General features: G+C 63.9%; 10 protein-coding genes. 7 read left to right on the forward strand and 3 right to left on the reverse strand.

The window, feature by feature from the left end:
- The first annotated feature begins 161 nt into the window (after positions 1 to 161).
- Positions 162 to 1,475, forward strand: a complete 1,314-nt coding sequence (locus IY145_RS09815; RefSeq protein WP_196408040.1) for a TIGR03808 family TAT-translocated repetitive protein — start codon at positions 162 to 164, stop codon at positions 1,473 to 1,475.
- A gap of 63 nt (positions 1,476 to 1,538) precedes the next feature.
- Positions 1,539 to 2,336, forward strand: coding sequence for a DUF1217 domain-containing protein (locus IY145_RS09820; RefSeq protein ID WP_196408041.1), 798 nt, complete (start codon positions 1,539 to 1,541; stop codon positions 2,334 to 2,336).
- 13 nt (positions 2,337 to 2,349) lie between these two features.
- On the opposite strand, the gene IY145_RS09825 is transcribed toward IY145_RS09820, so the two are convergent.
- Positions 2,350 to 2,784: a hypothetical protein gene (locus IY145_RS09825; RefSeq protein WP_196408042.1), complete on the reverse strand. Its 435-nt coding sequence runs from the start codon at positions 2,782 to 2,784 to the stop codon at positions 2,350 to 2,352.
- 221 nt (positions 2,785 to 3,005) lie between these two features.
- Between IY145_RS09825 and IY145_RS09830 the strand changes: the two genes are divergently transcribed.
- The gene (locus tag IY145_RS09830; protein ID WP_196408043.1) at positions 3,006 to 3,659 is read left to right on the forward strand and encodes an outer membrane protein; all 654 of its coding nucleotides are present in this window, start codon (positions 3,006 to 3,008) and stop codon (positions 3,657 to 3,659) included.
- A 257-nt stretch (positions 3,660 to 3,916) separates the two neighbouring features.
- Positions 3,917 to 5,644: a 30S ribosomal protein S1 gene (gene rpsA / locus IY145_RS09835; RefSeq protein ID WP_196408044.1), complete on the forward strand. Its 1,728-nt coding sequence runs from the start codon at positions 3,917 to 3,919 to the stop codon at positions 5,642 to 5,644.
- A 370-nt stretch (positions 5,645 to 6,014) separates the two neighbouring features.
- On the opposite strand, the gene IY145_RS09840 is transcribed toward rpsA, so the two are convergent.
- Complete coding sequence (locus tag IY145_RS09840) at positions 6,015 to 7,733, reverse strand: ATP-binding protein (protein ID WP_196408045.1); 1,719 nt, start codon at positions 7,731 to 7,733, stop codon at positions 6,015 to 6,017.
- Positions 7,730 to 9,340 carry a SagB/ThcOx family dehydrogenase gene (locus tag IY145_RS09845; protein ID WP_246721922.1) on the reverse strand — a complete coding sequence of 537 codons (1,611 nt, stop codon included), beginning with the start codon at positions 9,338 to 9,340 and terminating at the stop codon, positions 7,730 to 7,732. Before IY145_RS09845 ends, IY145_RS09840 begins: the two co-directional genes overlap by 4 nt.
- A gap of 226 nt (positions 9,341 to 9,566) precedes the next feature.
- On the opposite strand from IY145_RS09845, the gene IY145_RS09850 reads away from it, so the two are divergent.
- From IY145_RS09850 to acnA, 3 genes are all read left to right on the forward strand, one after another.
- Positions 9,567 to 9,884 (forward strand): hypothetical protein, encoded by a 318-nt coding sequence (locus IY145_RS09850; RefSeq protein ID WP_196408046.1) that lies wholly within the window; start codon positions 9,567 to 9,569, stop codon positions 9,882 to 9,884.
- A 294-nt stretch (positions 9,885 to 10,178) separates the two neighbouring features.
- Positions 10,179 to 11,747, forward strand: a complete 1,569-nt coding sequence (locus IY145_RS09855) for a 2-isopropylmalate synthase (RefSeq protein WP_196408047.1) — start codon at positions 10,179 to 10,181, stop codon at positions 11,745 to 11,747.
- Positions 11,748 to 11,981: 234 nt separating this feature from the next.
- Positions 11,982 to 14,711 (forward strand): aconitate hydratase AcnA, encoded by a 2,730-nt coding sequence (gene acnA / locus IY145_RS09860; protein ID WP_196408048.1) that lies wholly within the window; start codon positions 11,982 to 11,984, stop codon positions 14,709 to 14,711.
- The last annotated feature ends 53 nt before the right edge of the window (positions 14,712 to 14,764 follow it).

Consider the following 14,764-nt stretch of genomic DNA (forward strand, 5'->3'; position numbering starts at 1 on the left):
GTTCTTTGCAAGACGATTACCCGTTTGGGCGCTCTCTTTATGCCTCGGATCGTTATGTAACGCAACTACATAAATAAGGCAGAATGCTCGATTTCGCGCGCGTTGCGTGCAAAAACAACCGGCAGGCCGCGCTGGACGCGGCGCATCTCACGAGCTGGCCGATGTCGCCGCCGCCCACAAGACGCCGTTTCCTCGCCTATGGCCCGGCCGCCCTGGCCGGCGCCGCCTATTCCGGCCGCGCGCTCGCGGCCTCGCCCGATTCCACCCAATGGTTGCAGCAACGCCTGCGAGAGGCCGCTCGCAGCGGCGGCGCGCTGCGTCTGCCCGCTGGCGTTTTGCGAATCCGCTCCATCGCGATCGAGGACAAGGTCGCCATCGTCGGCGCCGTGGCGGGGACGACGTTGCAGGCGATCGGGCCTGGCCCTTTGCTCCGCGCGGCGAATGTCGCGGCTCTGTCGCTCGAGAATGTGAATTTCGACGGCGCCGGAGCGCGCTTTGCCGATCCGAAACAAGGTCTGCTCGATTTCGCCGACATTCCGAAACTCGCGATTCACGGCTGCGCGATTCGCCATTCGGCCGCGCGTGGCGTCAATCTCCTGCGCTGCGGCGGGCGCTTCGCGCAGAATATCGTCGAGGACGCCCGCGACGCCGGCTATTTCTCGCTCGACGGGCTCGGCGTCGACATAGACAATAACAAGGTGCGCCGCTGCGGCGACAATGGCGTGCAGGTGTGGACCACGGCGGCCGGGCGCTATGAGGGTTCGCGCATCCGCAACAATGAGATCAGCGACATTCGCAATCTCTCCGGCGGCGACGGCGCCTATGGCAATGGCGTCAGCATATGGGGCTCCGGCTTCGTGCGCGTGGAGAAGAATGTCATTCGCCGCTGCGCCTATACGGCGGTGCGCAACAACGCCGGCCATGATGTGGAGGTCGTCGGCAATGACTGCTCAGGCTTCGGCGAGCGCGCAATGTATGCAGAGTTCGGCGCCAAGCGAGCGACATTCCGCGACAATAAGATCGATGACGCCGGCGCCGGCATAGCGCTCGCCAACGCCGAGCGGGGCACGGATATAGGCTTCGTCATCGGCAATCAGATCACCGGCCTGCACGAGACGCATCCCGATGACGAGTTCGGCCCCATTATGAGCTGGCTCACCGGCATAGAGGCGGAGAGCAATGTCGAGATCGCCGGCAATACGGTGGTCGGCGGCTGGATGGGCGTGCGCTGCGGCGGCTATCGCCAGAATATTCGCGTCGAGGGCAATCGCCTCGTCGACAATGATTATGGCGTCACCTTCCAGATCGGCGAGGGTGTCGGGACCGCCGTCATCGCCCGCAACAGGATCATCGGCGTGAAGAAAGCGGCGATCGCGGCCATCGCGGGCCAGGATATTCTTCCCGGCGACGCCAGCCGTCCGGAAATCGCGGCGAAATACCCGCGGCTCCGTATCGAGGCCAATGAGATCGGCTGAACCTTAACATTGCGTCAAGAACCTCGGGCGCATGATGGAGGGCCAGTCCTTCGGAATGTTTCCATGACGACGCTCTCCACCTATCTGCAGATCGCCAATAACCAGTCCAAATGGCAGGCGATCACCGCCAAATCGCCGGACGTCGCGACGCAGACAAAATATTTCAAGGACAATATCGGCAAGGTGACGACGGTCGACGCCTTCATGAAGGATGCGCGGCTGTTCAATTATGCGATGACCGCCTTCGGCCTCGGCAGCATGACCTACGCCAAAGGCCTCATGCATAAAGTGCTCGATGGCGGCGTCAGCAGCAGCTCGGCGCTCGCCAATACGTTGAACAGCTCCAACATCAAGGCCTTCGCCCAGGCCTTCGACTTCGCCGACAATGGCGATGCGACGACGACGTCCTCGACGCTCGTCGACACTGTGGTCAGCCGCTACACCGAGCAGGCGCTGGAGACGAGCCAGGGCAAGCAGAATCCAGGCGTGCAGCTCGCGCTCTATTTCCAGCAGCATGCGCCGAGCCTTACCAGCGTCTACGGAATTCTGGCCGACAGCAATATATTGACCGTCGTCCAGACGGCGCTGGGTATTTCGTCGAGCACCTCATCACAGTCGGTCGACACGCAATATCGGCTTTTGTCGTCGAAAGTGAAGCTCGACGATTTCAAAGACCCGACGAAGCTGCAGCAGTTCATCGCCCGCTTCGCCGCGCAATATGACTATAACAATGGCGGCGACGCCAATTCGCAGAGCTCGCTGCTCTCGACATTGTTCGACACGTCGAGCAGCAGTTCGAGTTTCGGACTCGACACGAGCCTGCTGCTGAGCGTGCAAGGAACGAAGTTTGGCTATTTCTGACCGCCGGCGAAATCTACAGAATATTCACCGTGACGGTGAAATGCGCGACGCCGCCCGAGCCGGAGTACCAGTCGTAGGAGAAGGTGTCGGTCCCGGAGGCGTGGGCGTTGGCGTGGTAGAAAAGCTTGGTGCCGGGCACGCGCTGGGAATTGCAGCGCGATCGCGGATTGGCCGGACGGAAATAGGCGTAGCCGGTTTCGTGCCGGATATCGACCCGGCCCTGTGACGGGCTCTGGGTGAGGGTGACGCGATCGGGGCTGTCGGCGGGCGTGCAATCGGGATTGATCTTGGCGACAAAGCCCAGCGAGGCCGTGGAGCCGCGCGGGACGGAGATCGTCCGTTGCACCGAGGCCTGGCTGCCGCCGGCGTAGATATAGGCGCGGGGGCCGGTGTTGCAGGCGGAGAGGCCGAGCGCGGCCGCCAAAAGAGCGATGCGTGGGAATGACATTGTCGGCAATCCATTCGGGAGTGACGAGATTTTCTAGCTCGAGCGCATTTCACCTACAATAGCCGCGCCTGCGTTCTGTTGTCGCTTTTCCGGCCGCCGCCGATCCGTCGGAAATTCGGCGCGACTTCGCCGCGAGGCGGAAATATTTCCAACCTGCCGGACAAACGAGAGAAATCCTGATCGACGAAGCCGAAGCGGGGGCGTCGAAACGAGGATTTTTCATGAAGCGTCACAATACGGCTATGGCTCTGGCCACCGTTTTCTTCTCCGGCGCGGCCTTGGCGGCCGATCTGCCGTCTCGAAAAGCGGCCTTCGAGCCGCCCCCGCAGCCTCCGGCCTTCGCCTGGAGCGGCGTCTATGCGGGTCTCGACCTAGGGGCCGGCTGGCTCGCCTCGGGCGGGTCGAATGTCGGCGTCTCGGGCGGCGGTCTCCTCGGCTATAATCATCGCATCGGCCCGCTCTTCGTCGTCGGCCTCGAGACCGATTTCCAGGGAACGAGCCTGAGCGGCCGCGGCGGCGGGGCGGACCCTCTCGGCCTGCGCCCAGCGGAAGGCCCGCGGACGCTTCCCTGGTTCGGGACCGTCCGCGGGCGCGCCGGCGTCACCGGCTTCGATTCCCGCGTTCTCTTCTATGGAACCGGCGGCTTCGCCTATGGCGAGACGAGTGGAGCCGTCCGCGAAGGCTGGACCGCGGGCGCCGGCGTGGAATGGGCCTTTGCGCCCCATTGGTCGGCGAAGACCGAATATCTCTTCACCGATCTCGGAAAGGGCGGCGGCGACCCCGGCGCGCTGCGCGGCGGCGCCGATTTCCATACTGTGCGCGTCGGCGTGAACTATCATTTCGATTTGTCGAAGCTGCCGGGCGGCGCGCGCTGAAGCGCTTGCTCTGGGCGGATCGACTTGCTAAATAAATCGGTGGATGGCTGGCGGGGATTCCCTTCCAGCCTCTCCGTTTTTAAAAACCCGGGTATTTTCGATCGGGCCGCGCCGGCCAGTTCTCTCGCCAGAACTCTCGTTTCCTCCCCGATCCCGCCTTCGCGGCGGAGGGAGGAGGCCTCCGATCGAAGACGCCCGATCCGCAACGCAAACCTCAAGCCGGCGCCACGCCCGAAGAGGGCTTCCCAGGAGAACTCATGTCAACTGCTGCTGAGCGCACCCCGTCGCGCGAGGATTTTGCCGCCCTGCTCGAAGAAAGCTACGGAGAAAACGAAGCTTTCGAGGGTTCCGTCATCAAGGGCCGCGTGGTCGCCATCGAGAAGGACGTCGCCGTCATCGATGTGGGCCTCAAGACCGAAGGGCGTGTCGCCCTGAAAGAATTCACCGGCTTCGGCCGCGACCCGGCCCCGAAAGTGGGCGAAGAGGTCGAGGTCTATCTCGAGCGCATCGAGAATGCGCTCGGCGAAGCCGTCATCTCGCGCGACAAGGCGCGCCGCGAGGAGAGCTGGGTCAAGCTCGAGAAGGCCTTCGAAGGCAATGAGAAGGTCGAGGGCGTCATCTTCAATCAGGTCAAGGGCGGCTTCACCGTCGATCTCGACGGCGCCGTGGCCTTCCTGCCGCGCAGCCAGGTGGACATTCGCCCGATCCGCGACGTCGGCCCGCTGCTGAACGTGCCGCAGCCCTTCCATATTCTGAAGATGGACCGCCGCCGCGGCAATATCGTCGTGTCGCGCCGCACCGTGCTCGAGGAGAGCCGCGCCGAGCAGCGTCACGAGATCGTGGCCAACCTCGAGGAGGGGCAGGTCATCGAGGGCGTCGTCAAGAACATCACCGATTACGGCGCCTTCGTGGATCTCGGCGGCATCGACGGCCTGCTGCATGTCACCGATGTGGCGTGGCGCCGCGTCAATCATCCGAGCGAGGTTCTGTCCATCGGCCAGACCGTGCGCGTGAAGATCATCAAGATCAATCACGAGACGCACCGCATCTCGCTCGGCATGAAGCAGCTGCTCGAGGATCCGTGGCAGGGCATCGAGGCGAAATATCCGATCGGCGCCAAGTTCCATGGCCGCGTCACCAATATCACCGACTACGGCGCCTTCGTGGAGCTGGAGCCGGGGATCGAGGGTCTCGTCCACGTCTCGGAAATGTCCTGGACGAAGAAGAACGTGCATCCCGGCAAGATCGTCTCGACGAGCCAGGAGGTCGACGTGCAGGTGCTCGAGGTCGATCCGGTCAAGCGCCGCATCTCGCTCGGCCTCAAGCAGACGCTGCAGAATCCTTGGGAGGCCTTCGCCGAGAAGCACCCGCAGGGCTCCACCGTCTCCGGCGAGGTCAAGAACAAGACCGAGTTCGGCCTGTTCATCGGCCTCGATGGCGATGTGGACGGCATGGTCCATCTCTCCGATCTCGACTGGAACCGCCCCGGCGAGCAGGTCATCGAAGAGTATAAGAAGGGCGACGTCATCACCGCTCAGGTGCTCGACGTCGATATCGAGAAGGAGCGCATCTCGCTCGGCGTGAAGCAGCTCGCCAGTGATCCTTTCGCGTCGGTCGCCGAAGAAGGCGCTGGCGGCGAGGTGAAGAAGGGCGCTGTCGTGACGACCGAGGTGCTCGAGGTGAAGGAAGCCGGCCTCGAGGTGAAGATCCTCGGCACCGACCTCACCACCTTCATCAAGCGCAACGAGCTGGCGCGCGATCGCGCCGACCAGCGTCCGGAGCGCTTCGCCGTCGGCGAGAAGGTGGACGTTCGCATCACCCTCTTCGACCGCAAGGCGCGCAAGGTCGCCGTTTCGATCAAGGCGCTGGAAATGGCCGAGGAGAAGGAGGCGATCGCCCAATACGGCTCCGCCGATTCGGGCGCCTCGCTCGGCGACATTCTGGGCGCGGCCCTCAAGGCCCGCGAGGAAGCGCCGAAGAAGTAAGACGACGAGGGACGTCGTTCCCTCGTTCGAAATTCAGCGCCCGCTCTCTTCGTCGAGAGCGGGCGTTTTGCGTTTCCGAAGCGCTGGGGATGAAGGCTCCTTCGTGCTTCGAGACGCCCCGCTGTGCGGGGCTCCTCAGCATGAGGGAGCCTTCACTCCGCGCCTTCTGAAGCCCCTCGTGCTTCGAGATGGCTCCTGCGGAGCCTCCTTCAGCATGAGGGGGATTGCGGCGGCCCTCTCGTTTCTTCCGCTTTTAAAACCGCAACGTCCGACGTCCCGTCATCGCGAGCGCGGCGATCCGGGAGGCGTGGGGCGGCTCCTGGATTTGCTTTTCGCCTTCGGCTCGCGATGACGCCAGCGAAAGGGGCGCCTATTCCGCCGCGGTCTTCAACTCCTCGACGCGCACGACATCCAGACCGCGGAAGATCGCGCAGCGCTGGAAGACGGCGAGATCCGGCGGCACCTGCTTTTGATGACAGAATTTCGCCGTCAGCTTGGCGAGGCCCTTGATGTCGCGGCCGGTGGCTTTGGGGAACACCGAGACCAGATCGTCGATCAGCGCATCGCCGACCTTCAGCTCGAACTGATCCGCCATCACCCGCCAGATGCGCCGCTTCGCGTCATCGTCCGGCGGACTATATTTTATGAGCGCGATGCAGCGCGACACGATCGCCTCGTCGATGTCGTCCACGCGGTTCGTCGTCAGGAACAACAGCCCGTTGAAATATTCGAGCACGCGCAGGAACACGCCGACGACGGCGTTCATCGCGATATTGTCGTCACGCCGCTTGATATAGACGTCGGCTTCGTCGATCAGCATCACCGCGCCCCAGCGCTGCGCGCGGGTGAGGATTTCTTTCAGGGCCGTCTCCATCGTCGAGACATTGAGGCCGAGCTGGCCCGAATGCACGCGATAGAGCGGACGCTGGATGATCTCCGAATAGACTTCCGCCGTCAGCGTCTTGCCGACGCCGGGCGGGCCGGCGCAGAGCACGGTGGTGCCGCCCGACTTGCCGGCGACGATGTCGTCCATCAGCACATCCATCTCAGCCGTCAGAATGTCGATGAGATCGGTCTGCTCGGGCGGCAGCACGAGCTTTTGCTTCAGCGCCGGCTTGTATTGATAGAGCGCCATCTCGTCGACATGCACCCAGACATGGTGATGCAGATCGAGATGGAACATCAGAATGTAGGGATGCACGGGAACGCGCTTGAACAGCCCCTCGGGGATATGCTGCTGCAATTCCGCGAGCTCGTCCTCGACATTGAAGCGATTGCTCTTCGACGCTTTGCGGATGAAATGGCCGAGCACGTCGCCGGGCGATTCGAGCGTGAGGCTGCGCGCCGCCAATATGGCCTCGTCATTGACGAGGCGCGCGTCGCCGCCGCTCGTCGACAGCACGACGACATCCTTGCGCGCCCAATCCATGTCGCGATGCGAGGCGTTGGGGTCTTCCGCATGGAAGCCCGTGCCGCGGCCGGTGAACTGCTCGCCGTAGCGGCCGCGCCAGTCGAAATAAGTCTCGGTCGCCACGTCGAAGGCTTCGATCAGCTCGGGCGTCTCGCGCAGAAAGCCCTTGGCGGCGAGGATTTCGTTGATCGTGCGGCCCGCCACCTCGGCGGCCATGATGCGGATGGCGTTGGTGGTCAGCACGCCCTTGGCGTTGGATTTCAGCTCGATCATCACCTTGCCGGCTTCGTCGTTCGACGCCGGCACATAGTCGAAGCGGGTGATGACATAAGGCAGCGGCTTGGAGGCGACGCTCGCTGTGAACAGCCAGCCGCGAATGGCGTTGGCGGTCAGATAGCGCACCATCGCCGGCAGCACTTGCTCGAGCTCATTGGGCTCGAAGCGCTTGCCGCCGGCCTTCAGCGCGTCACGCAGCGTCGCCAGCTGCGCGGCGCGCGCCCGCATGTCCGGACCCGCCGCGCGGTACTGATCTTCGAGGAAGGTCAATTCCTCGTCGGAGAGATGGACGAAGTCGATCTCGACCCTGTCGCTGAAGCGCAACTGCTCGGCGAGTCCGGCGCGGGCCGGAAAACGCTCCATCAGCGCTTCGACATATTGGCGTTCGATTTGAATATTCATCGCCGCTCTCGCCTGTCATCGGGATAGGGGGGAAGCGTCAGAATGCGCGTGTCCTCGACAGGCGCTCCGACGGTGAAGTGGTAGACATCCTGGAATTGCGTGTCGCCCGGCGGCAGGCCCAAAAGCTCATGGACCGTGTCGTCGAAGAAGCAGCCTATGCCGGTCCCGGCGATCCCGACCGCAGTCGCCCAGAGATAGAGAGCCTGGCCGATGAGCCCGGCCTCGAAATGCAAGCGGCGATAGGCGAAGGCGCCGTCCGCCGCGAGCCCGCGATCGAAATCGGCGATCATCGCGACGCTGAAGCAGCCCTTGCCGGAAATGGGCTGGAGACAGGCGAGCTTCGTCGCCTCTTTTTCGACTGAGCCCGCATAGAGCCGATAGAGCGGGAGCCCGTCGAGATCGACGAGCGCCCATTCGAAATCCTGCCGGCTGGCGGCGCGCAGCCGCGCGGCGACATCCGAGTCGCGGTGCAGCGCATAGAGGCCGGGCTCCAGGCCATCGACGCGATGCACGAAGAGAATGAGCGTGATCGCCGCGCCCCAAGGAAAGGCGGAGAGCAGCGTGGATTCGCTCGGCAGAGTCGAGGCGATGAGCGCGGCGAAGGCCTCGCGCGAGATGGAGGTGGCGCCATCCATCTTCTGCGCGCTGCGCCGCTTGCGCACGGCGGCGCCGATCGAGACGCCTTCGAAGGAGGGCGCCGGCCCTTGCGCGCGCGTCGGCGCCGGGGGCCTCGGCTGACGCGGCTTGCGGCAGAATTGCCCGGCGAGATCGATGATCGGCCAGCCGTCGTGATCCTCGCTCAGCCGATTGGCCTGGCCGCGAAACTCGCGCGGCGCGTCGATCAGCGCGAAAAGGTCGAGCGGCGTCGCCGGCCCCGGCTCGGTCGCGATCCACATCAGCAGATCGGGATGCTCAGGCTCGCGCCTGTGCCAGGCGTCCTCGCGATCGAGGCCGACGAGCGCGGCGATCTCGCCGTCGGAGGGCTCGGCCAGCGCCTGCGCGCGCCAGCCGAGCGCGGCCGCGGCCTGAGCGACGGCGCCGATCGCATGACCGGCGTCGAGCTGGCAATAGCGATAGGCGCGCTCGCCATATTTCCAGGCCTCGCGCCAGGGAACCGATGAGAGAGCGAGCAGAAAGCCGCCCTTCGGCAGCACGCGCTCGGCCGTATAGACCGCCCGCTCCTCGAGCGCATGCAGCAGCGGCGCATAATGATAGAGAGCGGCGCTGCTCGCGAGGCCCGCGACCGCGTCGAGCAGCACATAGGATTCGGTGGGGTGCAGATTGCCGGAGGAGGGATTGTTGCGCAGCGCCCAGGTCGAGCCCTCATAGCTCTTCCAGGCGCTGATGCCGAAGGCGAGCTCCAGGAACAGCCCCAGCGCCCGAAGATCGAGCGCGGCCGGCTGCGGCGCCGGCCCGGGGAAGGCCGGGGTTTCGTCGATGAGGGGCAGCGGCGTCTGCGTCACGCCCTCGAACAGGCGGAAGGGCGCAGGCTGCGACGTCCAATCGAGAAAGCCCGGACCCATCGCATAGCGGTTCGGCGCATGTTTGGTGCGCCGATGATAGCCGCGAATATCCGTCGGCATCGTGTCGCGGTCGTCGGAACTCATCTCGTCTCCCGCTCCGCCGCTCTTCAAACAGCGGGGAAGGTATGGATTTTGATTGTCGGTCCCCTCACGAGACCAACTCGGCGGAGCTCGCCCCGCGGCCTATAGGATTCAAGGATCGTGCCTTGTTCGCTGCGCCGCAAAAAAATGATCGACTCTAGCAAAATCAAATAGTTGAAAAAATGAAGCCGTATCGAATAGGGAACGGCTCTAGCAAAGGAGCCTCGCAATGTCGCAAATGGTCGAAGTCGCCGCCGCCGAGCATAGGCATTTTGGCGCATTGGTGACGATTCGGGTGGGCGAGCAGCCGGCGCGCCGGCTGACCCCGAACGAGGCCGGCATTCTCTCCCGCGCGCTGGCGGCCGTCGCCAATGGCGCGAGCGCCGAAAAGCAGATTTTCATGAGCCCGATCGCCAGCGATCATGAATTCGAGGCCTTCGCCCAGGACGATGGCGTCGCCGTGAAGGCCCCCGGCTGCCCGGATATATTTCTGGACTGGACGCAGACCCGCGCTCTGGCCGAGGCGCTGGCGCGGCTGGCGGGCTGACGAGCCTTCATGCGTCCTCATGCTTGCAACCAGAGGCGAAGGCGCGTATTTTCGCGGGCGGATCGGCAAAGCGCCGATGAGACCGAGGATGTTGGATTTGGCGGCAATGGCCTCCATCACGAATGACGCGGCGCGCTCCTCGGCGCATGAGGCCGCGCGTCTGCTTTCGAGCCTGCTGCTTCTTAGTCGCCCCTGAACGCCCCCAGGGCCACCCGGCCCAGGCATTCAGGGGACTGCGACGAGAGACGAAACGAGCGCCCGCGCGACGGGCCCAGCAGTTCAGGACGAAACATCATGACCGACAAGACCTCTGACGCATCCAACGCCGATCGCGTTGTCATTTTCGACACCACTCTGCGCGACGGCGAGCAATCGCCCGGCGCCTCGATGAACTTCGAGGAGAAGCTCGAGGTCGCCGATATTCTGGACGAGCTGGGCGTCGACATCATCGAGGCCGGCTTTCCCGTCGCCAGCCAGGGCGATTTCGACTCGGTGCTGGAGATCGCCAAGCGCGTGAAGAACGCGACCATCGCCGGCCTCGCCCGCGCCGCCGCCAAGGATATCGACCGCTGCGCCGAGGCGCTGCGCCACGCCCGCAATCCGCGCATCCACACCTTCATCTCCACCTCGCCCGTCCATATGAAATACAAGCTCCAGATGGAGCCGGAAAAAGTATTGGAGATGATTGCGTCTTCCGTTTCGCGGGCGCGAAATCATGTCGCGGACGTCGAATGGTCGGCCGAGGACGGCACGCGCACCGAGCATGATTTCCTGTGCCGCTGCGTGGAGACGGCGATCGACGCCGGCGCGACGACGATCAACATCCCCGATACGGTCGGCTATTCCACGCCGCAGGAATATGAGGCGCTGTTCCGCATGGTGCGCGAGCGCGTGCCGAACGCCGACAAGGCGATCTTCTCGGTTCATTGCCACGACGATCTCGGCCTCGCCGTCGCCAATTCGCTGGCCGGCGTGCGCGGCGGCGCGCGGCAGATCGAATGCACCATCAACGGCATAGGCGAGCGCGCCGGCAACGCCGCGCTGGAAGAGGTGGTGATGGCGATGCGCACGCGCCCCGATGCGCTGCCCTTCCACACCAATATCGACGCCAAGCTGCTGACGCGCGCGTCGAAGCTCGTGTCCGCCGTGACCTCCTTCCCGGTGCAATATAATAAGGCCATCGTCGGCCGGAACGCCTTCGCGCATGAGAGCGGCATCCATCAGGATGGCATGCTCAAAAACGCCCATACGTACGAAATCATGACGCCGGAGAGCGTCGGCGTGTCCAAGACCTCGCTGGTCATGGGCAAGCATTCCGGCCGCCACGCCTTCAAGGAGAAGCTCAAAGAGCTGGGCTATGAGCTGGGCGAGAATGCGCTGGAGGACGCCTTCAAGCGCTTCAAGGATTTGGCCGACCGCAAGAAGCTCGTCTATGACGAGGACATCGTCGCCCTGGTCGACGACGAGATCGTGACCGCCAATGACCATATCAAGGTCGCGGCGCTCACCGTCATCGCCGGCACGGCCGGGCCGCAGACGGCGGCGCTGACCCTGGACATAGACGGCGAGAAGAAGACGCATCAGGCGACCGGCAATGGTCCCGTCGATGCGATCTTCAACGCCATCAAAGCGCTGGCTCCGCATGAGGCGGCGCTCGAATTGTTCCAGGTCCATGCCGTAACGGAAGGCACGGATGCTCAAGCGGAAGTCTCCGTGCGTCTCTCCGAGAATGGCAAATCCGTCACCGGGCGCGGCGCCGATCCGGATACTCTGGTCGCCTCCGCGCGCGCCTATGTGGCGGCGCTCAACAAGCTGATGGTCAAGCGCAATAAGACCAAGCCCGAGGCGATGAAAGCGGGCTGAGCCCCGCATTTCCGGCGGGGGCGCGATGTCGCGTCCCCGCTTCGTCTTTGCTCGCTGGCCTGAAATTCTCTAGAAGGATTTGCCGCGGGCGCGACGCGGTCATTGCGCGGAGCGGAGCGACGAAGCAATCCAGAGCCTTCCCCATGGCTCTGGATTGCTTCGCCTCGTTCGCAATGATGCAACGACCGGCGTCCATATTCTTTATCTGACCCCACCAGCGAAGGAAGCGCGACAATGCCATCGCTCGACAGTTTCAAAGCCCTCGAGACGCTCGAGGTCGGAGACGATTCCTATCATTTTTTCTCGCTGAAGGCGGCGGAGGCCAATGGCCTCGAGGGCGTGTCGCGCCTGCCCTATTCGCTGCGCGTGCTGCTCGAGAATCTGCTGCGCCACGAGGATGGCCGTTCCGTCACCAAGGAGCATATCGAAGGCTTCTCCAAATGGCTGACGGAGAAGGGCAAGGCCGAGCGTGAGATCGCCTTCCGCCCCGCGCGCGTGCTGATGCAGGACTTCACCGGCGTGCCGGCCGTCGTCGATCTCGCGGCGATGCGCGACGCTTTTGTTGCGCTCGGCGGCGATCCGCAGAAGATCAATCCGCTCGTCCCCGTCGATCTCGTCATCGATCATTCCGTCATCGTCGACGAATTCGGCACGAAAAAAGCGCTCGACGCCAATGTCGAGCTCGAATACGAGCGCAATGGCGAGCGCTATCGCTTTCTGAAATGGGGCCAATCCTCCTTCGACAATTTCCGCGTCGTGCCGCCGGGCACGGGCATTTGCCATCAGGTCAATCTCGAATATCTCGCCCAGACCGTCTGGACGAAGAAAGAGAAGACCCGCAACGCCGACGGCAAGAAGGAGACGATCGAATACGCCTATCCCGACACTCTGGTCGGCACCGATTCGCACACGACCATGGTGAACGGTCTCGCCGTGCTCGGCTGGGGCGTCGGCGGCATCGAAGCGGAGGCGGCCATGCTCGGCCAGCCGCTGTCCATGCTCATTCCCGAGGTCGTCGGCTTCGAGCTCACCGGCGAGCCGAAAGAGGGCGTCACCGCCACCGATATCGTGCTCACCGTCACGCAAATGCTGCGCAAGAAGGGCGTGGTCGGCAAATTCGTCGAGTTCTTCGGCAAGGGGCTCCCGCATCTCTCGCTCGCCGATCGCGCGACCATCGCCAATATGGCGCCGGAATATGGCGCGACCTGCGGCTTCTTCCCCGTCGACGAGGAGACGCTGGACTATTTGAAAATGTCCGGCCGCTCCAATTCGCGCATCGATCTCGTCGAGGCCTACGCCAAGGCACAGGGTCTCTTCCGCGAGGCCGACACGCCCGATCCGGAATTCACCGACACCATTTCGCTCGATCTTTCGACCGTCGTTCCCTCGCTCGCTGGCCCGAAGCGCCCGGAAGGCCGCGTCGCGCTCGAGGATGTGGGAACCGCTTTCGCGAGCGCGCTCGCGACCGAATATAAAAAGCCCGGCGATGTGACGCAGCGCTTCTCGGTCGAGGGAACGAATTACGATCTCGGCCATGGCGATGTGGTGATCGCGGCGATCACCTCCTGCACCAACACCTCCAATCCGAGCGTGCTGATCGGCGCCGGCCTGCTCGCCGCCGCCGCCCATGAGCGCGGGCTCAAGGTGAAGCCCTGGGTGAAGACCTCGCTCGCGCCGGGAAGCCGCGTTGTCGCCGAATATCTCGACAAGGCCGGGCTGCAGAAGGATCTCGACAAGCTCGGCTTTAATCTCGTCGGCTTCGGCTGCACCACTTGCATCGGTAATTCCGGCCCGCTGCCGGCGCCTGTCTCCAAGACGATCAACGATCATGACATTGTCGCGGCGGCGGTGCTGTCCGGCAATCGCAATTTTGAAGGCCGGGTCAATCCCGATGTCCAGGCGAACTACCTCGCCTCGCCGCCGCTCGTCGTCGCCTTCGCGCTGGCGGGCTCGGTCGCCAAGGATCTGACCAAGGAACCGCTCGGCCATGACAAGAAGGGCGAGCCGGTCTTCCTGCGCGACATCTGGCCGAGCAACGCCGACATTCAGAAATATATCCGCAAGAATGTGACGCGCTCGCTGTTCCGCGACACTTATGCCGACGTCTTCGAGGGCGACAAGCATTGGCGCAAGGTCGACGCCCCCTCGGGCGAGACCTATAAATGGTCGGGCGGCTCCACCTATGTGCGCAACCCGCCCTATTTCGAGGGGCTGACCAAGGAGCCCAAGCCCGTTCAGGATATCGTCGAGGCGCGGATTCTGGCCCTCTTCGGCGATAAGATCACCACCGACCACATCTCGCCGGCAGGCTCGATCAAAGCCGCCTCGCCCGCGGGACGCTGGCTCACCGAGCGCCAGGTTTCGCCTGCGGATTTCAACCAATATGGCACGCGCCGCGGCAATCATGAGGTGATGATGCGCGGAACTTTCGCCAATATCCGCATCAAGAACCATATTCTGCGCGACGAGGCGGGCAATACGCCGGAGGGGGGAAGCACCAAGCATTTCCCCGATGGCGAGACGCTCTCCATCTATGACGCCGCGGCGAAATATGCCGAGGAGGGCGCGCCGCTGGTCGTCTTCGCCGGCGCCGAATATGGCAATGGCTCCTCGCGCGACTGGGCGGCCAAGGGCACGATGCTGCTCGGCGTGCGCGCCGTCATCGCTCAGAGCTTCGAGCGCATCCACCGTTCCAATCTCGTCGGCATGGGCATTTTGCCGCTGACCTTCGAGGCGGGGACGAGCTGGGCCTCGCTCGGCCTCACCGGCGCGGAGAAGGTGACGATCCGCGGCCTCGCCGGCGACACGCTGACCCCGCGCCAGACGCTCCATGCGGAGATCGTCTATCCGGACGGCAAGCAGGTGAGCGTTCCGCTGCTGGCGCGCATCGACACGCTCGACGAGCTCGAATATTTCAAGAACGGCGGCATTCTGCCTTACGTGCTGCGCCAGCTCGCCGGCTGAATGCGTTGTCTCGCCCTTCGCCCCTTCTCCCGCTGAGCGGGAGAAGGGGCGCG

Source organism: Methylosinus sp. H3A (assembly GCF_015709455.1).
Classification (GTDB): domain Bacteria; phylum Pseudomonadota; class Alphaproteobacteria; order Rhizobiales; family Beijerinckiaceae; genus Methylosinus.